Below are 21,613 nucleotides of genomic sequence, written 5' to 3'. Positions count from 1 at the left end.
CTCTCACCGCGACGTCATCACGAAAAACGCCCCCGACCAAGCTGGCCGGGGGCGTTTTCGATACGGCAGGGCGTTGGGCGTCTATCCTGCCTGACGCTCACGCCGGCGACGCACGAACAGCGGCTCATGCAGATCGACCGCCGGCTGATAGCTGACCGAGAAGGCCTGCAAGGCGGCCAGCGCCGCCTCGACGTCCTGATCGTCACGCAGGGCGAGGGCATCGAAGCCGCAGCGGGTCATATAGTAGAGCTGATCGATCAGCACGTCGCCGATGGCGCGAATTTCCCCGGCGTAGCCGAAGCGTTCTCGTAGGAGACGCGCAAGCGTGTAGCCACGGCCGTCGGTGAAGGCAGGGAAATCGATGGCGACCAATGCCGCCTGCTCCAGCTCCTCTGCCAAAGGCGCGGTCAATTCGGTGTCGCTCGACAGCCAAGGGGCCAGTTCATCCCGGTTCGCCTGCTGCTGCCATACCGCCAACGGCACGATGGCAGGGCGGCTCTCCGGCACGCTCGCTTCATCGCGGGAGAGAACCCAGGTATCGGTAACGTGCTGCCCCAGCTTGATCAGTGCCTGCGTCGCGGTGACTACCTCTTCGACGGCCGGCGCGTCGTTGGCGGAGTGAACGTCGGACTCAGGCATAGACCCTCTCCTTGAAAGGCTGGTGACCGATACGGCGATAAGTGTCGAGGAAATGTTCGTCCTCGAGGCGCTTCTCGACATAGACTTGCAGGACCTTGTCGATCACGCCCGGCACATCCTCACGATAGAAGGAGGGGCCGAGAATCTTGCCGAGCGACACGTTGTCGTTTGCGTTGCCACCCAGCGAGATCTGGTAATACTCCTCGCCTTTCTTGTCGACGCCGAGAATACCGATATTACCGACATGATGGTGTCCGCAGGCATTCATGCAGCCGGAGATATTGAGATCGATCGGCCCCAGATCGTAGAGATAGTCCAGATCGTCGAAACGCTCCTGGATGGCCTGAGCGATCGGGATCGAGACAGCATTCGCCAATGAGCAGTAGTCGCCACCGGGGCAACAGATGATGTCGTTCAGCGTGCCGACCGTCGGGTTGGCCATGCCCAGTGCCTCGAGCTGCTGCCAGAGCGCTTCGATCTCGTCGACCGGTACATCGGAGAGCACCAGGTTCTGCTCGTGAGTCACGCGCAGTTCGCCGAAACCGAACGTCTCGGCAAGATCGGCCACCGCATCCATCTGGTCGGCGGTTACATCGCCGGGCGCGTGTTCATGGCGCTTGAGCGAAAGCGTGACCGCCTTGTAGCCAGGCACCTTGTGATCCATGACATTGTTGGTCACGAAACGCGAGAAGGCGCGGTTGTCGCGGCGCAGCTGCTCGAAGGTCACCACGGCTGACTCAGCCACCGGACGGCGCGCCGGCTCGGGAAAGTGTGACCGAGCGGACTCGATCGTCTCCTCGTCGAGCGTCTGACTGCCATCCTTGAGATGTGCCCACTCGGCCTCGACGCGCCGCGAGAACTCCTCGACGCCCAATGCCTTGACCAGAATCTTGATGCGCGCCTTGAACTTGTTGTCCCGGCGGCCGAACTGGTTGTAGACCCGGACCACAGCTTCCAGATAGGTCAGCAGATGTTGCCAGGGCAGGTCGTCGCGAATCACCTCGCCGATCATCGGCGTGCGCCCCATACCGCCACCTGCCAGCACGCGGAAGCGCAGCTCACCGGCATCGTTCAGCCAGAGGCGAAGGCCGATATCATGAACATGAATCGCCGCGCGATCCTCGGTTGCTCCCGTGACCGCAATCTTGAACTTGCGTGGCAGATAGGCAAATTCCGGATGCAGGGTCGACCACTGCCGGATCAGCTCGCACCACGGCCGGGGATCGACCACCTCATCCGTGGCGATACCGGCGAACTGGTCGCTGGTCGTGTTGCGAATACAATTGCCGCTGGTCTGGATGGCATGCATCTGCACCTGGGCCAGGTCGGCGAGGATCTCGGGTACATCCTCGAGAGCCGGCCAGTTGAGCTGCAGATTCTGACGCGTGGTGAAGTGACCGTAACCACGGTCGTAGCGGCGCGTGATGGCGGCCAGCGCGCGTAGCTGATCACTGCTGAGCATGCCGTAGGGGATCGCAATACGCAGCATCGGCGCGTGACGCTGGATATAGAGGCCGTTCTGGAGCCGTACGGGGCGAAACTCCTCTTCACCCAGCTTGCCGGCCAGATAGCGGTCCATTTGATCGCGAAACTGTGCCACGCGCTCGTCGACGAGCGTCTGATCATAAGAGTCGTAACGATACATCGGGCCTAATCCTGCTAGTCATGGATTGCCAATGAGGGCACCTTAACGCGTGCGCTTTATTCTACAAAAGAATAAATACTCATAGTTCTTTTCTTAAGTGTTATATCTCTTTTCACCGTGCCGTCATCGATAGCTGTCAGGAAGCCATCGCCGCGTCGTTCTCGGCATCCGGGTCGTAGGAGAGAACCGGCGCCAGCCAGCGCTCCATCTCGGCCAACGGTAACGCTTTGCGGGTTGCCAAGGCTTCAACCTGATCGCGGCCGATCTTGCCGGTGGAAAAGTATTTGCTTTCGGGGTGCGCAAAGTACCACCCGGAGACCGCCGCAGCCGGCCACATGGCATAGCTGTCGGTCAGCGTGATGCCGGCGTTGTCCGTCGCCGCAAGCAGGCGGAATAGCGTCGACTTCTCCGTATGGTCGGGGCAGGCGGGGTAGCCGGGCGCCGGCCGTATCCCTTGATATTTCTCGGCGATCAGCGCCTCGTTGTCCAGCGTCTCTCCCGGCACGTAGCCCCAGAATTCCTTTCGCACGCGTTCGTGCAGACGCTCGGCGAAGGCTTCCGCCAGGCGGTCCGCCAGTGCCTGCACGAGTATGGCGTTGTAGTCATCGCCCGCGGCCTCATAGCGTTTGGCCAGTTCGTCGGCACCATGACCAGTCGTGACCGCAAAGCCGCCAATCCAGTCCGGCTTGCCAGTCGTCTTCGGGGCAATGAAGTCAGCCAGGCTGTGGCAAATACCGTCGCGGCCCTTGGTGCTCTGCTGACGAATGTGATGCAACCGTTCGACAACCACCTCGCGCGTCGCGTCGGCATAGACCTCAATGACATCATCGTCGACGCTGTTGGCTGGCCATAGACCAATGACACCACGGGCCTGAATATGCTTTTCGTCGATCAGCCGTCGCAGCATTGCCTGGGCATCCTGGAATAGATGGCGTGCCGCCTCGCCGACGATCGTATCGTCCAGAATCCGCGGGTATTTCCCGGATAGCTGCCAGGTCATGAAGAAGGGCGTCCAGTCGATGCGCTCGACCAGTTCGTTCAGGTCGTAGTCCTCGAAGACGGTCAGCCCGGGCTGCCGGGGCGCCACGGGATCGAAGGGCGCCCAGTCTATCGGCAAGCGGTTCCGGCGCGCCTGCGCGTAGGTCAAGTCAGCGGCCTTGGGTCGACGTTTGGCGTTGCGCTCGCGGACCTGCTCATACTCGCGCTGTACCTCGGCAAAGTAGGCCGGTTTCTGCGCCGGGGAGAGCAACCGGCTAGCCACACCGACCGCACGCGAGGCATCGGCGACGTAGATCACTGGCTCATCGTACTGGGGGGCGATCTTGACCGCCGTGTGCGCCTTGGAGGTGGTCGCTCCGCCGATCAATAGCGGTAGTTCGAAGCCTTGTCGCTTCATTTCCTTGGCGACATGCACCATCTCGTCGAGCGATGGCGTGATCAACCCGGAGAGACCGATGATATCGGCATTTTCCTCACGCGCGGTCTTGAGGATCTTCTCGGTGGGTACCATCACGCCGAGATCGATCACCTCATAGTTGTTGCATTGCAGCACCACGCCGACGATGTTCTTGCCGATATCGTGGACGTCGCCCTTGACGGTCGCCATGACGATCTTGCCCTTGGACTGGGCCTCGCCGGATTTCTCCGCCTCGATATAGGGGATGAGATAGGCCACTGCCTGCTTCATGACACGGGCAGACTTCACGACCTGCGGTAGAAACATCTTGCCGGCACCGAAGAGATCTCCGACGACGTTCATGCCGTCCATCAGCGGGCCCTCGATCACCTCGATCGGGCGCTCGGCGGCGGCTCGGGCGATTTCCGTGTCTTCTTCAATATAAGCTGTGATGCCTTTGACCAGGGCGTGCTCGATCCGCTTGTTGACCTCCCAGCCGCGCCACTCGAGATCTTCCTTTTTCTGCCCGCCGCCACCGTCGCCCCGATACTGATCGGCGATCTCCAGCAGCCGTTCGGTACCGTCGTCGCGACGATTGAGGACCACGTCCTCGACGGCTTCGCGCAGTGCCGCCGGGAGGTCATCATAGACCGCCAACTGGCCGGCGTTGACGATGCCCATGGACATGCCGGCTCTGATCGCGTGATAAAGAAAGACCGAATGGATCGCCTCACGGACCGGATTGTTACCGCGGAAGGAGAAGGAGACGTTGGAAACACCGCCGGAGATCATGGCGCGAGGCAGGTTGTCGTGAATCCATTGGGTCGCCTCGATGAAGTCCACGGCATAGTTGTTGTGCTCTTCGATACCGGTGGCGATAGCGAAGATGTTGGGGTCGAAGATGATATCCTCGGCAGGAAAGCCGATATCATCCACCAGCAGCCGGTAGGCGCGCTGACAGATCTCGGTCTTGCGCGCGAAGGTATCCGCCTGGCCCTGCTCGTCGAAGGCCATGACGACGATTGCGGCGCCATGCCGGCGGCATTCGGTCGCCTGGTGGCGAAACGATGCCTCACCTTCCTTTAATGAAACCGAATTGACGATCGCCTTGCCCTGGATGCACTTGAGTCCGGCTTCGATGATCTCCCACTTGGAGGAGTCGACCATGATCGGCACGCGGGCGATATCGGGCTCGCCAGCGATCAGGTTCAGGAAACGGACCATCGCCTCCTGCGATTCCAGCATGCCCTCGTCCATGTTGATATCGATGACTTGGGCACCGTTTTCGACCTGCTCCAACGCCACTTCCAGCGCCGTGGTGTAGTCCTCTTCCTGGATCAGGCGCTTGAAGCGTGCGGAGCCGGTGACGTTGGTGCGCTCGCCGACATTGACGAACAACGAGTCGCGCTCGATGTTGAACGGCTCGAGCCCGGAGAGTCGGCAGGCGGCAGGGCGCGAGGGCAGGGCTCTCGGCGCCACGCCATCGACCACAGACCTGACCGCGGCGATATGCTCAGGCGTTGTGCCGCAGCAGCCTCCGATAATATTGATCAGCCCGCTGCCGGCGAACTCACGCACAATGGCAGCCATCTCCTTGGCACTCTGGTCGTACTCGCCGAATTCGTTGGGCAGACCGGCATTGGGGTGCGCCGATACGAAGGTATCGGCCTTGTGCGCCAGCTCTTCGAGATAGGGGCGAAGCTCCTCCGCGCCCAGTGCGCAGTTGAGCCCGACCGATAGCGGCCGCGCATGGCGCACCGCATTCCAGAAGGCCTCGGTGGTCTGACCCGAAAGCGTGCGGCCCGAAGCGTCGGTAATGGTGCCGGAGATCATGACCGGCAAGCGCTCACCGCGCGCTTCGAACAGCGCTTCGAGCGCGTAGATCGCAGCCTTGGCATTGAGCGTGTCGAAGATCGTCTCGATCAGGATCAGGTCGGCGCCACCCTCGATCAGCGAGGTGGCAGCTTCGGTATAATTGTCGCGCAGCTGGTCGAACGTCACATTACGTCGGGCGGGGTCGTTGACATCGGGAGAGAGCGATGCCGTACGCGACGTCGGCCCGAGCACGCCGGCCACGTAACGCGGGATACCGCTTTCCGCGGCGACGGCGTCACAGGTCTCACGGGCAAGCCGCGCCGCTTCCCGATTGATTTCGGCGACCAGCGATTCCATCCCGTAATCGGATTGCGAGAGCTGCGTGGCATTGAAGGTGTTGGTCTCGACGATGTCGGCCCCGGCCTCGAGATACGCCCGATGAATCTGCGTAACCACATCGGGGCGAGTCAACGTCAACAGGTCGTTGTTGCCCTTGAGCTCACTCGGCCAGTCGACGAAACGCTCGCCACGAAAATCTGCTTCCTCGAGCCGCGCCTCCTGCAGCATGGTGCCCATGCCGCCATCCAGGATCACGATGCGCTCGCCGAGTGTTCGCTCGAGCGATGTCAGAGAAGCAGGCGGTGAAGCGGGAACGGGCATGCAGAGGGTCTCCGGCGGCGTTGAGTGGCCTGCGCGCGCATCGGGCGCCACGCGCGGGGGCGACAGGATATCAGAAAGCGTCTAGCGCGAAGAGAGCCATGCAAAGGGCTCGGCAAGCGGGGTGATCCTCGCGCGTCGGTTTTTCTTGACTAAATCACTCGGGATTGTCTTGGTAGGCGCTTTTTCCTACCATAGCAGCACATCTCAAGCAGAGTTCTCAGAGTCATGAGTCAACCGATACAGATCACCGAAAGCGGTCAGGAGTATCTGGCCGAACTGTTGGCCAAGCAGGATGTCGACGATATCGCCGTCCGTGTGTTCATCACCCAGCCGGGCACGCCTTACGCGGAAACCTGCTTGGCCTACTGCCGCCCCGGCGAAGAAGAGCCCAGCGATGAAAAACTGTCGCTGCCGAAGTTCGATGTCTTTCTCGACAAGAACAGTGTGCCGTTCCTGGAAGAGGCAGTGGTCGACTTCAACGCCGATCGCATGGGTGGCCAGCTGACGATCAAGGCGCCCAATGCCAAGATGCCCAAGGTCAACGCCGACAGCCCGCTGGAAGATCGCATCAACTATATCCTCTACAGTGAGATCAACCCGGGGCTGGCAGCCCATGGCGGTGAGATCCGGCTGATCCAATTGACGGAAGAGCCGGTCGCCGTGCTGCAGTTCGGCGGGGGGTGCCAGGGCTGTGCCGCGGTCGATCTGACGCTGAAAGAGGGCGTCGAACGTACGCTGATGGAGCGAATTCCGGAGCTTGCAGGTATCCGCGACGTTACCGACCACACCGATACTACCAACGCCTACTACTGATCCCTACGAACGCCGACTTCTCGCGTGCGGTAAAGGCTGAGAACGCCAGCATTGCTTGGCGACTCAAACGTCTATCGGCCGGCAATCTGTTGCCGGCCGATTGAAAGCATTGTGCTTTTCCCCGTCCAATGATAGCGATAGGGCTTCTACCACTGACCGCGGGGAGCCTCATGCCGCACGCCAAATCTCTTTCGGCTCACCTCCTGGGTGCCATCGCGGTGTGGATCGCGAGCGTCAGCGACGCTCACGCCGGCGAAGCGCTCCGGCTGGGCACGGGCGGCGCAGCCGGTGTCTATCTGCCCGAGGGCAGGGCCATCTGCCAGCGCTACCAGGAAACGACCGGCAAGGCCTGTCAGGCCCTCTCCACGGGCGGCTCGATCTACAACGCCCAAGGCGTGCGCACCGGTGATCTCGATGTCGGCATCGTCCAGTCCGATATTCAATATGCCGCGCTTCGCGGCGAGGGTGAGTTCTACGACAGCGGCCCGAGCCCGGAGCTGCGCTCGCTTTTTTCACTGCACGCGGAAGCCTTCACGGTCGTAGCAACGCCACCGAACATCCAGCGCTTCGATGACCTGGCCGGGCACCGCGTTAATGTCGGCAACCCCGGTTCCGGGCATCGCGCCACCCTCAGCGCGCTGCTCGACATCCGGGGCGAAACCGAGGGCATCTACGATGTCGCTGCCGAGCTTCGGCCTGCCGACATGACAAGCGTCATGTGCGACGGCCGACTGGATGCGTTTTTCTACGTGGTCGGCCATCCCTCGCAGGCGATCGATGAGGCCACACGACGCTGCAACGCCCATCTGGTCGAGGTCGCCGGGGCGGACGTCGACGCGCTGCTGACCCGCGCGCCTTTCTACAGTCTGACGTCGATCCCCGGGGGGACTTATGCCAATACCCCGGAAGACACTGCCACTTTCGGTGTGCGGGCCACGCTGATAACCCGGGCAGATGTAGACGCGCAGCAGATTTACGATCTGGTGGCGGCAGTGTTCGATCATCTGGATACTTTCAGGCAGGCCCATCCGTCGCTGTCGACCCTTTCACCCGAGGCCATGGTCACGGCAGGGCTCACCGCGCCCCTGCATCCAGGGGCGCGGCGTTATTACGAAGAGAAGGGCCTGCTGCCAGCAACGGGCCAGGCGGGAAAGTAGGGAAGAACCCTAGAAAAGGAAAGAACCTCAGGAGGCCGTCGGCGGCAGGGCGGCGCGTGATAACCGCTCGTGCAGCTCCCGATTGGCGTTGCGCAGATTTTTCAGCTCGCTTTCCAGGCGCTGCTTCTCCTGCTGCACCGTGCGCAAGCGGTCGTCGCTGACGCGTTTCTCGCTCTCGACCTGCTCCATGTGCGCCTTTTCGTTACGCTGGGATTCCTGCAGCTGACCGTACTGACGGCGCTGTTCGTTCAGATCGAGCTGCAAGCGCTCGCAGCGCTGATCGAGCGAGGCCAAGCGTTGCTCATACTGCTTTTCCTGCTTCAGCCGCTCCTGACGTGCGTCGTCCAGCAGGCTCATCAGGCGGGATTCGGCTGACTCGTGGCGTTTTTCTTCCTGGGCCAGCTTGGTCTGGTGCGCTTGCTGCTGCTTGGCCGTCGCTTCACGATGATTCTTCTCGGACTGTTCGAGACTCTGCTGATGTCGCTGGCATGCCTGTTCTAGCTGATTGATACGTTTCTGCTGCTGGCTCTGGGCCGACTTCAAGGTTTGTAGCTCGGCCTGTAGATGCGCAGCCTCCGTGGTCTTGTTCTCGAAGCGTTCCTGCAGGCGCAGCATATGTTCGTTGAGCGCCTCCAGCCGCTGCTCCGCATCCTCGCACTCGCGACGGGCACGGTGACTGGCTTCGTCGGCTTCACGAATCTGTTCGTCTGCCTCCTGACGATAGACGGCAAGCTTCTCGTACGCCGCCTGCTGCGCCTTGTCCCAGATATCGGCCACCCATGCGTCCAGCGACTCGGGACGATCCAGGTTACGCGGGATGGCGTGCGCTGCATCACCGCCTTGGCGAAGGCGCCACTCGCGGAGGTGGTCGCTGATCGTGGTGTAGCTCCCGGTGCCCAGGAACTCGCGAACTTTCTGGACGCTGACCGCGTCGCCACGCTGCTGGAGCGAGTCGACGGCGCGACAGACATCGTCATAGCGGATACCGTTACGTGCCATGCGGGATTCCCTTGCGTGCTATATCGTGATGGCGGGTCTGATGCCCACTTTCGGTCTCAGCATACGTCATTTACGTAAGAGGGATACGTAACAAACTGTAAGGCCTGATAGGGGAGTCGACTCGAAACGTTGGGGTCGTACTCCGACAGCCCGTATAATAAGAGGTCGTTGACCGGGAGAGATTATGAGTACCGAACAGGCCCAGGCCGAATTGGCCGACGAGTTCTCGATGTTCGATAACTGGATGGATCGTTATCAATACATCATCGATATGGGGAAACAGCTACCGGAGTATCCGGAGGCCGCGAGAACACCGGAGTTCAAGATAGAAGGCTGTCAGTCAAACGTCTGGCTGTATTCGACTCAAGAAGCAGGGCGGTTGCATTTTCGAGCGACCTCGGATGCCGCCATCGTGAGTGGGCTGATTGCCATCCTGATGCGCATTTACGATAACCGCGAGCCGGCGGAGATTACGGCCAGCGAGCCAACATTCCTGAACGAACTGGGGCTCGACAAGCATCTATCGCCAACGCGCAGCAACGGTCTGCATGCCATGCTCGAACGGATCTACGCCGTCGCACAACGTGCGGATGCGGAAACCGTCAGACACTGAAATCGCGATTCAGTCGTCAGGGGCCTGACAGCAGCGCGGTTCCGGCACGGGATCCACGCCGCCTGAATGCAATGGGTGACACTTGCCGATGCGCTTGATGGCCAGCCAGCCACCACGCCACGGGCCATGAAGGCGAATGGCTTCCAGCGCATAGCTTGAACAGGTAGGCCAGAAACGACAGCGAGGACCGAGCAGGGGGCTGATCCCGTAGCGATAGCACTGGATCAGCGCCGTCATCAGCCAGGCAACCAGTCGGCCGATCATCGTCTCGGCTCAGCTGTCTCGCCCGTAAAGGGCTTCAGGAGAGATCAGCGGTGCCTGGTCGACCTCCGCTTGCTCCACATCCAGACGCAGATAGAAGCAGTCCCGACGTCCGGTATGGCAAGCCGGCCCTTGTTGATCGACCTTGAGCAACAGCGTGTCACCATCGCAGTCGAATCGGGCTTCAATCAGCCGCTGACGCTGGCCGGAGGTTTCTCCCTTGCGCCAGAATCGCTGTCGCGAGCGCGACCAGTAGCACACCTGACGGCTCGTCAACGTTTCCTCGAGGGCTTGGCGATTCATCCATGCCATCATCAGCACTTCACCGGTATCGTGCTGTTGAGCGATGGCCGGAACCAGGCCTTCCGGATTCCAGCGTGCCGCTTCCAGCAACTCGTTCAGGGCGACGCGAGTCCCGGGCGACGAACGCTCCAATTCATGAAACAGACCGGACATGGCATTCCTCGTGACTCTTGAAATCAGGTAGTGGCGCGTGCGGAATCGCTCAGGCGGACTCTCGGCAGTCATCGCAGATCCCGAGTAGCTCGATCGTCTGACGCTGGATAGTGAAGCCGCGTTCTCGCGCCGTACTCGACAGCAGCTCACCAACGGCATCTTGGTGCAGCTCCTCGACACGCCCGCAATGGCGGCAGATCAAAAGCTGGAAACGGTGAACGTGATCAGGACAAGGACACGCGATATACGCATTGAGCGACTCGATCCGATGCACCAGACCCTGTTCGATCAGAAAATCGAGCGCCCGGTAGACGGTCGGCGGCCGGGCGGCGGCGTGTTCGTCCGATAGACGGTCCAGCAGATCATAGGCCTTGAGACCGCCTGGCGTACTGGAAATCATCTCCAGGACACGACGGCGGATGGGCGTGAAACGAACGCCGCGTTCCTGACACTGTTGATCTGCCTGCTTGAGCAGGGTATCCGAATCGAGCATCGAAAGTTCCGGAGCTACGGTAGAACGCCCGTTGCGACAGAAACGGGCGTTCGACAAGTTCATTGAAGAAGGCGGACAGTCTACGCGTTCAGTCATGCGGGAGCCACCGGAGGACCTGGGATCAAAAGTCATAACCATTATTTAACATAATATATATTATGCGAAATACAGGTCAGTGCGCGCAAGTCGTTACGGTTCCCGCCCAGATGCGGCTCCTTGGAGCGAGTTAGCGAGATGGTACTGGCGCACGGCATCGTAGCCGACTGCTACACGCCCGCTTTGGCAATACCCGGTCAGGGCCGCCGTATCGAAGGTCGCGCGACAAGCCAGCCACGTGTAGGTTCCGGTTCGAACGACAATCGATGAGATTTCTGCATCCACAGTCCGGCTTGGCGCGTACACTCTGTGGGCGCCTGGATCGTGGCTACGCCGCCTCTGGCGGGCATTGACGCCGCACTCTGACAAACGACGACAACGCCCTGCGACAAATCGACACACTGCTCGACGGATTATGGCTGGTTAGTCTGCGTGACGGGATTTTTTGGGTACAATGCCGACCGCGAAATCCCTACTTCGTTGGCGACCGATATCCGACGCCGGAGCGAGCCCCGGACGTCGCATCTGAGTTGTCAGCCCTGGCAGGCACTGTATGATGCAGCCGGCTTGCCGTTGTTGCAGGGCCGAAAAGCTTTCCTCCACTGGGGTCGTGAGATGAGAAAAAGGAACTCCCTCAAGTATTTGAGTGTGATGACGTGGCTAACCGCGCCATTATTGCTGAGCGGTTGTGGCTCGGCGCTGATGGACCCGACCGGCGACATAGGCCAGGGTCTGAAATCACTGATCATCACGGCCTTTGGCCTCATGTTGATCGTGGTGATACCGGTCATCGTCATGACCATCCTGTTTGCCTGGAAATACCGCGGGACCAACCTGGCTGCGAAATACACGCCCAACTGGGAGCACTCGAATGTCATCGAGGTGTTCGTCTGGGCAATTCCGGCGGTCATCATTTTCTTCCTGGCCATCCTGACATGGCAGACCTCCCACTCCTACGACCCCCACAAGCCGATCGCGAGTGATGAAGAGACGCTGACCATCGACGCCATCTCGCTCGACTGGAAATGGCTGTTCATCTATCCGGAACAGGGTGTCGCGACCGTCAACGAAATCGCCCTTCCGGTCGATACCCCGGTGCATTTCCGGGTGACCTCGGGCACCGTCATGAACTCGTTCATGATCCCGACCCTTGGTAGCCAGATCTACGCCATGGCCGGCATGAACAACGACGTCTATCTCGAAGCCAACGAGATCGGCACCTTCACGGGACGTGCCACGCATTACAGTGGCGAAGGCTTCTCGAAGATGTTGTTCGATACGCACGTCACTTCTCAGGAAGATTTCGATGCGTGGATCGACCAGGTTGGTCAATCTTCCGAGACCATGATGTTCCCGGAGGACTACAACGAACTGGCAGAAGAGTCGATCGACAACCCGGTGGAATACTTCTCTCAGGTCTCGCCTGATCTCTATGAAAACCTGATCCGGAGCTTCAAGTCGGGCCAGGATTCGCATGGCTCGGTCAATCATGGTGAGCACAACGAATCACAGGAGCAGTCCACGCCCATGAGTGCGCAGGCAGCGGAGTAACGTCATGTTCGGAAAACTCAGCTTAGATTCAATTCCCTATCACGAGCCGATCATCATGGTGACGGCGGCGGTCATCGGGATCGTCGGCGCCCTGGTGGTCGGGCTCGTCACCTATTATCGCAAGTGGGGCTACCTGTGGCGTGAGTGGATCACCTCGATCGACCACAAGAAGCTCGGTATCATGTATTTCCTCGTAGCCCTCGTCATGATGGTCCGCGGCTTTGCCGATGCGATCATGATGCGTACCCAGCAGGCCATAGCGGCTGGTGGCGCCGAGGGGTATCTACCACCCCACCACTATGATCAGATCTTCACCGCCCATGGCGTGATCATGATCTTCTTCGTCGCCATGCCCATGGTCATCGGCCTGATGAACCTGGTCGTGCCGTTGCAGATCGGGGCTCGCGACGTCGCCTTCCCGTTCATGAACAACCTGAGCTTCTGGCTGACGGCGGCGGGCGTTGTCCTGGTCAATATCTCCCTGGTCGTCGGCGAATTTGCCAAGACCGGCTGGCTGGCCTATGCACCACTCTCGGAACTGCAATACAGTCCCGACGTCGGTGTGGACTACTGGATATGGGCGTTACAGATATCGGGGATCGGTACCACCCTGACCGGTATCAACTTCTTCGTCACCATCATGAAGATGCGCACCAAGGGCATGACGCTTTTCCGCATGCCGATCTTCACCTGGACTGCACTCTGTGCCAACGTTCTGATCATTCTGGCCTTCCCGGTCCTGACCGTGACGATCGCCCTGCTGACGCTGGACCGCTACCTGGGCATGAACTTCTTCACGAATGACATGGGCGGCAGCCAGATGATGTACGTCAACCTCATCTGGATCTGGGGCCACCCCGAAGTTTACATCCTGATCCTGCCGGCATTCGGTGTCTTCTCCGAGGTCATCGCGACCTTCACCAAGAAGCGTCTGTTCGGCTACAAGACCATGGTTTGGGCGACTGCGGCGATTACCGTACTCTCCTTTATCGTCTGGCTGCACCACTTCTTCACCATGGGTGCCGGCGCCAACGTCAATGCCTTCTTCGGCATCATGACGATGATTATCGCCGTGCCGACGGGCGTGAAGATCTTCAACTGGCTGTTCACCATGTATCGTGGCCGCATTCAGTTCACCTCTCCGGTGCTCTGGACCATCGGCTTCATTATCACCTTTACACTGGGCGGCATGACCGGTGTGATGCTGGCAGTGCCGGGCGCGAACTTCGTGCTGCACAACAGCCTCTTCGTCATCGCTCACTTCCACAACGTCATCATCGGTGGCGTGGTCTTCGGCATGCTGGCCGGTCTAACCTACTGGTTCCCGAAAGCCTTCGGCTTCACCCTGAACGAAAAATGGGGCAAGCGCTCCTTCTGGTGCTGGTTGGTCGGTTTCTACCTTGCCTTCATGCCGCTCTACGCGCTGAGCTTCTTCGGTGCCATGCGTCGCATGCAGTCCTACGAGCAGGCCGAATGGCAGCCGCTGATGATCGTTGCCTGGGTTGGTGCCGTCATCATCGCGCTGGGTATCGCCTGTCTCGTTATCCAACTGGTTGTCAGTGTTCGTGATCGCGAGAAAAATCGTGACCTGACCGGTGACCCGTGGGATGCCCGTACGCTGGAGTGGGCCACTTCCTCTCCGCCCCCGAAATACAACTTCGCTTTCCTGCCAGCCGTCGACTCCATCGACAGCTTCTGGGAGATGAAGCAGCAGCCGGGTGGCTTCAAGCGTGAGCTGGCAACCAAGTTCGAAGACATTCACATGCCGAAAAACACCACTGAGGGCCCGATTATCGGCGTCATCAGCATCGTCTTCGGTTTCGCCCTGATCTGGCACATCTGGTGGCTGGTCGGCGTCAGCGCGATCGGTATTTTCGCGACCTATATGTTCCGCATCTTCAACGACGACATCGACTACCACGTGCATGCCGATGAAGTTGAGCGGACGGAACGTGAATATCACAAACGGCTGGAGATGCAGGCTTAATCATGGCAACCGACACTCTCAGCAATCATGACGCTCATGCCCACGACGGGCATGAGCATCACGACGCCAGCGCAATGAAGGTCTTCGGGTTCTGGATCTACCTGATGAGCGACCTGGTGATCTTCGGCACCCTGTTCGCGACCTTCGGCGTGTTGGCTACCGCCACTGCCGGCGGCCCGACAGGCAAGGAACTCTTCGAGCTGCCCTTCGTTCTCGTCGAGACCTTCCTGCTGCTGATCAGCAGTTTTACCTTCGGCATGGCGGCGCTCGCGCAGAACGCCGGCGACCGCGGCGCAGTCCTGAAATGGCTGGCGGTCACCTTCCTGCTTGGCTTCGGCTTCGTGGCGATGGAAGTCTATGAATTCCATCACCTGATCGTCGAAGGTGCCGGTCCGGATCGCAGCGCTTTCCTGTCAGCCTTCTTCACGCTGGTCGGCACCCACGGCCTGCACGTGACGTTCGGCCTGATCTGGATCGCGATCATGTTCATCCAGATTTCCAAGCGGGGACTGGACAGCGTGACCAAGCCTCGCATGCTCTGCCTGAGCTTGTTCTGGCACTTCCTGGACATCGTTTGGATCTGCGTCTTCTCATTCGTCTACCTGTTTGGAGCCATGTGACATGAGCGATATTCACACTTCACATGACGGCGCCAGTCACGGCAGCTACAAGTCCTACATCATTGGTCTCGTACTCTCGATCGTACTGACACTGATCGCCTTCGGTGTCGTCATGACCGGCAGCTTCAGCGTACCGGTGATGATGGTGACGATCGTCGTGACGGCCGTCGCGCAGGTACTGGTGCAGCTCATCCTCTTCATGCACCTGAATACCAAGGCCGAAGGCGGCTGGAACGTGATCTCGTTCGTCTTCACCATCGGTATTTTGGTGATGATCGTTGTAGGTTCCCTATGGATCATGCACAACATCCACGTCAACATGATGCTCGGCGGCTAAGTTCGCAGATGGCGCTCAAGCCCTATCTGCTGCTGGCCAAACCCGGCATCATTTTCGGCAATCTCGTGACAGTCATCGGCGGCTATTTTCTGGCCGCCGGTGGCCATTTCGAGCCTCTGTTGTTTCTGGCTGCAGTGCTAGGCACCTCGTTGGTCGTGGCGTCCGGTTGCGTCTTCAATAACGTGATCGATCGCGATATCGACCAGCACATGGCGCGCACGCAGACGCGCGCCATGGTGACGGGTCAGATCTCGATCCCCGTGGCGTTGGTGTTGGGTACGCTGCTGGGCATCGCCGGTTTCGGGCTGCTGGCCTGGCAGACCACGGCGCTGGCGACGGGTTTCGCCGCCTTCGGCTTCGCGATCTATGTCGGCGCCTACAGCCTCTACCTGAAGCGCAACTCGGTCTACGGTACCCTGATCGGCAGCCTTTCCGGCGCCTCGCCGCCGGTGATCGGCTACTGTGCCGTCACGGGGACCTTCGATCTCGGCGCCCTGCTCCTGCTGATCATCTTCAGCATCTGGCAGATGCCGCATTCGTATGCGATCGCGATATTTCGCTTCAACGACTACGCCTCGGCATCCATTCCGGTGCTGCCGGTCAAGCATGGCATCGGCGTGGCCAAGCACCACATCGTGATCTACACGGCCCTGTTCGTGATTTCCTCGGTCATGCTGAGCGTGGCCGGCTATACAGGATGGATCTACGCGGTAGTTGCCGTGCTGGTCGGACTCTACTGGCTGGGTATCACGTTACGTGGCTACGGTGCATCGGACAACGTGGCCTGGGCGCGTAAGGTGTTCGGCATTTCGATCATGGTGGTGACCGCACTTAGCGTCATGATGTCGGTCGACAGTCGGCTGCCAGTCGCCGAACCGCTCGTCTCGTTCACGATGGGCTGAATTGCCTGGCGCAACAACCAGCACGTTCTCCTCTCTTGAACAAAAAAAGACCGCCGATTCGGCGGTCTTTTACGTTCCGGCTGCTCAGGATGGCGGCCTTGAATGAGATCTCAATCTTCCGGCGGTGCGTAGGAGCCATCCTCGCGATGCACTTCGCGGCCGGTCAGTGGCGGATTGAAGACACAGGCCACCGTCATACCCTTCTCCTTCCCTCGCAGCCAATGTTCGTCGTGTTGGTCCAGCAGATACATATCGCCGGCCTTGATGGTATGGACCTTGCCATCAGCGATGGTTTCAACTTCGCCCTCGCCTTCGTAGCAGAACACGGCTTCGATATGGTTCTTGTAGTGAATATGGGTTTCCGTACCCGGATGAATCCGCGTGATATTGAAGGAAAAACCGCAGTTGTCTTCGGCCAGCATCAGACGGGTGCTGTCCCAGTTGCCGTTCTCCGCCTCGACGAAGCGGTCGGTCTTGCGGCACTCTTCCAGATTGCGAACGATCATCGATGACTACTCCTGTTTCGCTGAAATTGACGCTTGAGATGACAGAAAAACGGCGACCTCGCAGGGCCGCCGGGGCGGGTTGACGCCGCTCGATCTCAGGCGAGCGCTTCCTTGGCACTGCGCTCGAGAATATCGAGCCCTTCGAGCAGGTCTTCATCGCTGATGACCAGCGGGCAAAGGCACTTGATCACCTGACCATCATGGCCAGCGGTTTCGATGATCAAACCGTTCTCGAATGCCTTCGCGGTAATCTTGTCGGCCAGTTCGCCGGTGCGCACATCAATGCCGCGCATCAGGCCGCGCCCACGTTCGCTGGCAGGATGCCCCTGCTCGGTGAGCCAGGCGGCGATGCTGGCAAACCGCTCTTCGACGATCCGCCCTTTGCGCTGCACGTCACGCTCGAGCTTGTCATCGCTCCAGAAGTGCTTGAGCGCAGCGGCAGCCGTGACGAAGGCCATGTTGAAACCGCGGAAGGTGCCGTTGTACTGACCCGGCTTCCACTTATCCAGCTCTGGGCGCATCAGCACGTGAGCGAACGGCAGCCCGTAGGCCGACAGCGATTTCGAATTGGTGACGATGTCGGGAACGATACCGGCATGCTCGAAGCTGAAGAACTTGCCGGTACGACCGCAGCCGGCCTGGATATCGTCGACGATCAACAGAATATCGTGTTCGCGGCAGATGCTCTCGAGGCGCTTCAGCCAGTCCAGCCCTGCCGGGTTGATACCGCCTTCGCCCTGCACGGTTTCGATGATCACACCAGCCGGAATATCGAGCCCGCCGGAGTTGTCACCCAGCAGCTTCTCGAAGTAATCCAGAGTGTCGTTACCCTCACCGAGATAGCCGTCGAACGGCATGAAGCTCGCGCCTTGGGTCGGGATGCCACCGGTCGCCTCACGGAACTTGCGATTGCCGGTCGTCGCCAACGCTCCCATCGTGACGCCGTGGAAACCGTTGGTGAAGGTCACGATGTTGTGACGACCCTTGGCAACACGCGCCAGGCGGATGGCTGCCTCGACCGCATTGGTGCCGGTCGGGCCAGGCAGGTGCACTTTGTAATCCAGGCCGCGCGGCTTGAGAATGACCTCTTCGAGGGTCTCCAGATAGGTCCGCTTGGCGGCCGTCCACATGTCCAGGCCATGGACGATGCCATTCGACGTGATGTACTCGACCAACGCTTCCTGCAACTTCGGGTGGTTGTGACCGTAGTTGAGCGTGCCGGCGCCGGCGAGAAAATCAATGTATTCGCGGCCGTCTTCCGCCGTCAGGCGTGCACCTTTGGCCTGATTGAAGACGATGGGAAAGGAGCGGGAATACGTGCGTACCTCGGACTCCATGCGTTCAAGAATCTGCGTCTGCATACAACCTCCCTGGTTGGCAATACGTGATAAGCGCGACGGTCTGGCCGCCGGCTCTAGATGTGTTGCGGGTCGAACGGACCGATCCGAACCAGGTTCTCCGGATCGTGCTCGCCCCCGAGTTGATCGGTCGAGAAGTATTCGCGGCTGATGAGCGGCGCATGCCAGCGTGCGGCGAGTCGTTTGAACAGTCCCCAGGATGCCTGATTATCGGGCGTGATCGTGGTTTCCAGATGATTGACCCCCGCCAGCTCCGGTCGTGTCAGCACCGCTTCGACCAAGCGCCGCGCCAGCCCGGTCCCCCTGGCTTTCTCGCCTACGGCGACCTGCCAGAGGAAAAAGATATCGGGTGCTGCCGCTTTCACGTAACCGGAGATGAACCCAACGATCTCGCCATCCTCGGTGGTGGCGACGGCGCAACTATCGCGGAACTGAGTCGCCAGCAGCAGATAAGCGTAGCCCGAATTGACATCCAGCGGCGGGCACGCCTTGACCAGTTCGTAGATCCCCCACCCGTCCTCTGTCGTTGGCTTACGAATAAACAAGGGCATGTCAGGCTTGCCGACGACAGCGTCAGCCACGGTAGGCTTGGCGAGATCTGCCGAAGGCGTGAATGCCGGGTTGGGATTGGTCATCGTCCTGATCGCTATGGCGAATTTGATTGATAGGATAACAGCGAGTCAGCGAAGCTTCAAACGGGCGGTTATCCACCCAAGCTCTTTCAATAAATAATATTTATATACTGAAAACCGAACTTGGCTGACGCTCTTAGTCTAGCCGACCCATCTCAAGTTGCCGCCTCGTCGGCGACTCGATGATGCCAGTCACCCAGCGTCTGGCGCGAAGCGTCGTGGACAACATGAGCCGTGGACACCATGAGCCGTGGACAACATGACAATGACAAGCCGGTGTCAAAGAAATCCGCAGGAAACGTCAGCGGCCGGCGGGGCCAGAACGAGAATGGCCGCCTTGCGGCGGCCATTCTCAGGGGGCGGGATGACATCGATGTGTCAGCGACGCGTCACGCTGCGCATGGTCACGAACTCCTCGGCTGCTGTCGGATGAATCCCTACGGTGGCATCGAAATCCCGCTTGGTGAGCTTGGCCCTGACGGCAATAGCCAGGCCCTGAATGATCTCGCCGGCTTCCTCACCGACCATATGGGCGCCAACCACACGGTCGCTGGTATCGTCGACGACCAACTTCATCAGACAGCGTTCGTCGCTGCCCGACAGCGTGTGCTTCATCGGCCGGAAATCCGCGCTGTAGATGCGCACCGCCCCGTAGCGCGCACGTGCCTCCTCCTCGGAGAGCCCCACCGTGCCGATATTCGGATGGCAGAACACCGCCGTCGCGATATCGTCGTAATCTAGTGGTCCAGGCGCCCCATCGCTCTCGTCCTTGGGAAAGTGATGCTGAACCAGATGCATCGCTTCGGCCAGCGCCACCGGCGTCAACTCCGGACCGCCGATCACATCCCCTAGCGCAAGGATCGAGGGCACGGAGGCCTCGTAGCGTTCGTTGACCTTCAGCGTACCGTCCGCGTTGAGCTCGACACCCAGCGTGTCGAGACCGAGGCCGGCCAGATGCGGCTTGCGCCCCGTCGCCGACAGCACAGCGTCCACCTCGAGCTGTTCGCCATCGGTCAACGTCACCTCGAGACCGGTCTCGACCTGACGGATACGCTGAATATTGGTCTCGAAGTGCAGGTTGACGCCCTTCTTGGCCATCTCATCGCGTGTGAATTCGCGGACTTCATTATCGAAACCACGCAAGAACAGCTCGCCGCGGTAGACCAGATGCGTGTCGGCACCGAGACCGTTGAAGATGCTGGCGAACTCGACAGCGATATAGCCACCGCCGAGCACGAGGAAGCGCTGGGGGAAACTATCGAGATCGAAGACCTGATTCGAATTGACCGTCAGTTCGCTGCCCTCGAATTCCGGCGTCCAGGGCCATCCGCCAACGGCGACAAGAATCTTCTCGGCGCTGATCCGCTCACCGTTGATCTCGACGGCATGCGCATCGACGACCTTGGCGCGGCCGTTGATCAGCGTCACACCCGCGTTATCGAGGAGCCGGTTATAGATACCGTTGAGACGCTTGATCTCTTCGACCTTGTTGTCACGCAGCGTGGCCCAGTCGAAGCTCGGAGCTTGCGCCAGCGTCCAGCCGAAGCCAGCGCTCTCCTCGAACGCATCATGAAAGTGCGCCGCGTAGGAGTAGAGTTTCTTCGGTACGCAGCCAACGTTGACGCAAGTGCCGCCAAGGTAACGATCCTCGGCCACAGCCACGCGGGCGCCGGCCGCCGCTGCCGTCCGCGCTGCACGGACGCCGCCGGAACCGGCGCCAATGACGAACAGATCGTAGTCGTAACTCGCCTCGTGATTCACCAAAGTGCAACTCCTCGATAAATGATGTCGCGATGATACCAGTCCCGATCCTGCGGCGGAAAAGCCAGCGACTATCGAGGTGATATAAAAAGACAAAAACGCTGCCGACCCAGCGTATCGGGCGAGGGCCTCACTACGAAATGCCGCCGGAATGTCCTAGAATTCTTGATTCCAAAGCGACATTAGACGTTCGCGCAACCCGGTATTTCAGGTTACTCCCATGAGCATCGAAACCCTTCTCGAGCAGAATCGGCAGTGGGCCGACAAGATTCAGCAGCAGGATCCGGAGTTCTTCCCGCGCCTCTCCACGCAGCAGAACCCTGATTATCTGTGGATCGGCTGCTCCGACAGTCGTGTGCCGGCCAACCAGATCGTCGACCTGCCACCCGGTGAAGTCTTCGTTCACCGCAACGTCGCCAACCTGATCTATCACAACGATATGAACGCTCTGTCCGTCGTTCAGTTCGCGGTCGACGTCCTCAAGGTCAAGCACATCATGGTCGTCGGTCACTACGGCTGCGGCGGCGTCAAGGCAGCCATCACCGGCGGCGAACACGGCATCGTCGATTACTGGCTGCACAGTATCAGCGAGCTCTACCAGCAACACCGTCCCCAGTTGGAAGCCCTGCCACTGGAGGAACAGGTTGATCGCATGTGCGAACACAACGTTCGCCTGCAGGTCGCTAACCTTTGCCGAACCAAGATCATTCAACGCGCCTGGGAGCGGGGGCAACCCCTCTCGGTCCATGGCTGGGTCTACGGACTCAAGGATGGACGCGTGAACGACATGGGCTGTACCGTCAGCCGTGCCGATCAGACAAGCGGTATCCGCATTCAGCCCACTTTCTCGCCGGCTGACTGACTCGCCAGGCCGTCCGAGTGCCGCCAACGCGGCCTCGGGCGTTCATTCAATCAA

At 59.9% G+C, this 21,613-nt stretch carries 20 protein-coding genes; 9 read left to right on the top strand and 11 right to left on the bottom strand.

The window, feature by feature from the left end; genetic code table 11:
- Positions 1-81: 81 nt before the first annotated feature.
- The 3 genes from MC381_RS12645 to metH all read right to left on the bottom strand — a co-directional run bounded on the left by MC381_RS12645 (position 82) and on the right by metH (position 6,155).
- A complete protein-coding gene (locus MC381_RS12645) occupies positions 82-639 on the bottom strand; it encodes a DUF934 domain-containing protein (RefSeq protein ID WP_251978115.1) in 558 nt (185 codons plus the stop codon).
- Positions 632-2,284 (bottom strand): nitrite/sulfite reductase, encoded by a 1,653-nt coding sequence (locus tag MC381_RS12640; RefSeq protein WP_251978114.1) that lies wholly within the window; start codon positions 2,282-2,284, stop codon positions 632-634. The genes MC381_RS12645 and MC381_RS12640 overlap by 8 nt, the downstream gene beginning before the upstream one ends.
- 136 nt (positions 2,285-2,420) lie before the next feature.
- A complete protein-coding gene (gene metH / locus MC381_RS12635; RefSeq protein ID WP_251978113.1) occupies positions 2,421-6,155 on the bottom strand; it encodes a methionine synthase in 3,735 nt (1,244 codons plus the stop codon).
- Positions 6,156-6,380: 225 nt separating this feature from the next.
- Here metH and nfuA point away from each other — a divergent pair, with 225 nt between their 5' ends.
- Together nfuA and MC381_RS12625 are read left to right on the top strand one after the other, a co-directional pair.
- Entirely contained in the window at positions 6,381-6,968 is a 588-nt protein-coding gene (gene nfuA, locus MC381_RS12630) for a Fe-S biogenesis protein NfuA (protein ID WP_251978112.1), read from the top strand.
- A gap of 170 nt (positions 6,969-7,138) precedes the next feature.
- Positions 7,139-8,125 (top strand): TAXI family TRAP transporter solute-binding subunit, encoded by a 987-nt coding sequence (locus MC381_RS12625; RefSeq protein WP_251978111.1) that lies wholly within the window; start codon positions 7,139-7,141, stop codon positions 8,123-8,125.
- A gap of 27 nt (positions 8,126-8,152) precedes the next feature.
- On the opposite strand, the gene MC381_RS12620 is transcribed toward MC381_RS12625, so the two are convergent.
- Positions 8,153-9,124 (bottom strand): DNA-binding protein, encoded by a 972-nt coding sequence (locus MC381_RS12620; RefSeq protein WP_251978110.1) that lies wholly within the window; start codon positions 9,122-9,124, stop codon positions 8,153-8,155.
- A 184-nt stretch (positions 9,125-9,308) separates the two neighbouring features.
- Between MC381_RS12620 and MC381_RS12615 the strand changes: the two genes are divergently transcribed.
- Positions 9,309-9,737, top strand: a complete 429-nt coding sequence (locus MC381_RS12615) for a SufE family protein (RefSeq protein ID WP_251978109.1) — start codon at positions 9,309-9,311, stop codon at positions 9,735-9,737.
- 9 nt (positions 9,738-9,746) lie between these two features.
- Here the strand turns inward: MC381_RS12615 and yidD are convergent, their stop codons facing one another.
- Genes yidD through MC381_RS12600 form a run of 3 tightly spaced genes read right to left on the bottom strand, consistent with a single transcriptional unit; the run spans position 9,747 to position 10,947 of the window.
- A complete protein-coding gene (gene yidD / locus MC381_RS12610) occupies positions 9,747-10,001 on the bottom strand; it encodes a membrane protein insertion efficiency factor YidD (RefSeq protein ID WP_251978108.1) in 255 nt (84 codons plus the stop codon).
- A gap of 9 nt (positions 10,002-10,010) precedes the next feature.
- Complete coding sequence (hisI, locus tag MC381_RS12605; RefSeq protein WP_251978107.1) at positions 10,011-10,454, bottom strand: phosphoribosyl-AMP cyclohydrolase; 444 nt, start codon at positions 10,452-10,454, stop codon at positions 10,011-10,013.
- A gap of 49 nt (positions 10,455-10,503) precedes the next feature.
- Positions 10,504-10,947 (bottom strand): transcriptional repressor, encoded by a 444-nt coding sequence (locus MC381_RS12600; RefSeq protein WP_251978106.1) that lies wholly within the window; start codon positions 10,945-10,947, stop codon positions 10,504-10,506.
- A 528-nt stretch (positions 10,948-11,475) separates the two neighbouring features.
- Here MC381_RS12600 and cyoA point away from each other — a divergent pair.
- From cyoA to cyoE, 5 genes are read left to right on the top strand one after another with little or no spacing between them, the layout of a single operon-like run.
- Positions 11,476-12,594, top strand: coding sequence for a ubiquinol oxidase subunit II (gene cyoA, locus MC381_RS12595; RefSeq protein WP_319022844.1), 1,119 nt, complete (start codon positions 11,476-11,478; stop codon positions 12,592-12,594).
- A 4-nt stretch (positions 12,595-12,598) separates the two neighbouring features.
- On the top strand, positions 12,599-14,581 hold the full coding sequence (cyoB, locus tag MC381_RS12590; RefSeq protein ID WP_251978105.1) for a cytochrome o ubiquinol oxidase subunit I: 1,983 nt from the start codon (positions 12,599-12,601) through the stop codon (positions 14,579-14,581).
- A 2-nt stretch (positions 14,582-14,583) separates the two neighbouring features.
- Positions 14,584-15,201, top strand: coding sequence for a cytochrome o ubiquinol oxidase subunit III (gene cyoC, locus MC381_RS12585; RefSeq protein ID WP_251978104.1), 618 nt, complete (start codon positions 14,584-14,586; stop codon positions 15,199-15,201).
- 1 nt (position 15,202) lies between these two features.
- A complete protein-coding gene (cyoD, locus tag MC381_RS12580) occupies positions 15,203-15,538 on the top strand; it encodes a cytochrome o ubiquinol oxidase subunit IV (RefSeq protein WP_251978103.1) in 336 nt (111 codons plus the stop codon).
- A gap of 8 nt (positions 15,539-15,546) precedes the next feature.
- Positions 15,547-16,440 carry a heme o synthase gene (gene cyoE, locus MC381_RS12575; RefSeq protein ID WP_251978102.1) on the top strand — a complete coding sequence of 298 codons (894 nt, stop codon included), beginning with the start codon at positions 15,547-15,549 and terminating at the stop codon, positions 16,438-16,440.
- Between the two features lie 110 nt (positions 16,441-16,550).
- Here cyoE and MC381_RS12570 read toward each other — a convergent pair whose 3' ends face one another.
- The 4 genes from MC381_RS12570 to gorA all read right to left on the bottom strand — a co-directional run bounded on the left by MC381_RS12570 (position 16,551) and on the right by gorA (position 20,697).
- Positions 16,551-16,946, bottom strand: coding sequence for an ectoine synthase (locus MC381_RS12570; RefSeq protein ID WP_251978101.1), 396 nt, complete (start codon positions 16,944-16,946; stop codon positions 16,551-16,553).
- A 95-nt stretch (positions 16,947-17,041) separates the two neighbouring features.
- The gene (ectB, locus tag MC381_RS12565) at positions 17,042-18,307 is read right to left on the bottom strand and encodes a diaminobutyrate--2-oxoglutarate transaminase (protein WP_251978100.1); all 1,266 of its coding nucleotides are present in this window, start codon (positions 18,305-18,307) and stop codon (positions 17,042-17,044) included.
- Between the two features lie 53 nt (positions 18,308-18,360).
- Complete coding sequence (ectA, locus tag MC381_RS12560) at positions 18,361-18,939, bottom strand: diaminobutyrate acetyltransferase (protein WP_251978099.1); 579 nt, start codon at positions 18,937-18,939, stop codon at positions 18,361-18,363.
- Between the two features lie 375 nt (positions 18,940-19,314).
- A complete protein-coding gene (gene gorA, locus MC381_RS12555) occupies positions 19,315-20,697 on the bottom strand; it encodes a glutathione-disulfide reductase (RefSeq protein WP_251978098.1) in 1,383 nt (460 codons plus the stop codon).
- A gap of 220 nt (positions 20,698-20,917) precedes the next feature.
- Here gorA and can point away from each other — a divergent pair, with 220 nt between their 5' ends.
- Positions 20,918-21,559 (top strand): carbonate dehydratase, encoded by a 642-nt coding sequence (gene can, locus MC381_RS12550; protein WP_251978097.1) that lies wholly within the window; start codon positions 20,918-20,920, stop codon positions 21,557-21,559.
- The last annotated feature ends 54 nt before the right edge of the window (positions 21,560-21,613 follow it).

It is taken from the genome of Salinicola avicenniae (assembly GCF_023736115.1).
In the GTDB taxonomy this organism is placed as follows: Bacteria; Pseudomonadota; Gammaproteobacteria; order Pseudomonadales; family Halomonadaceae; genus Salinicola; species Salinicola avicenniae.
This window is presented reverse-complemented; position numbering and strand designations above follow the sequence as displayed.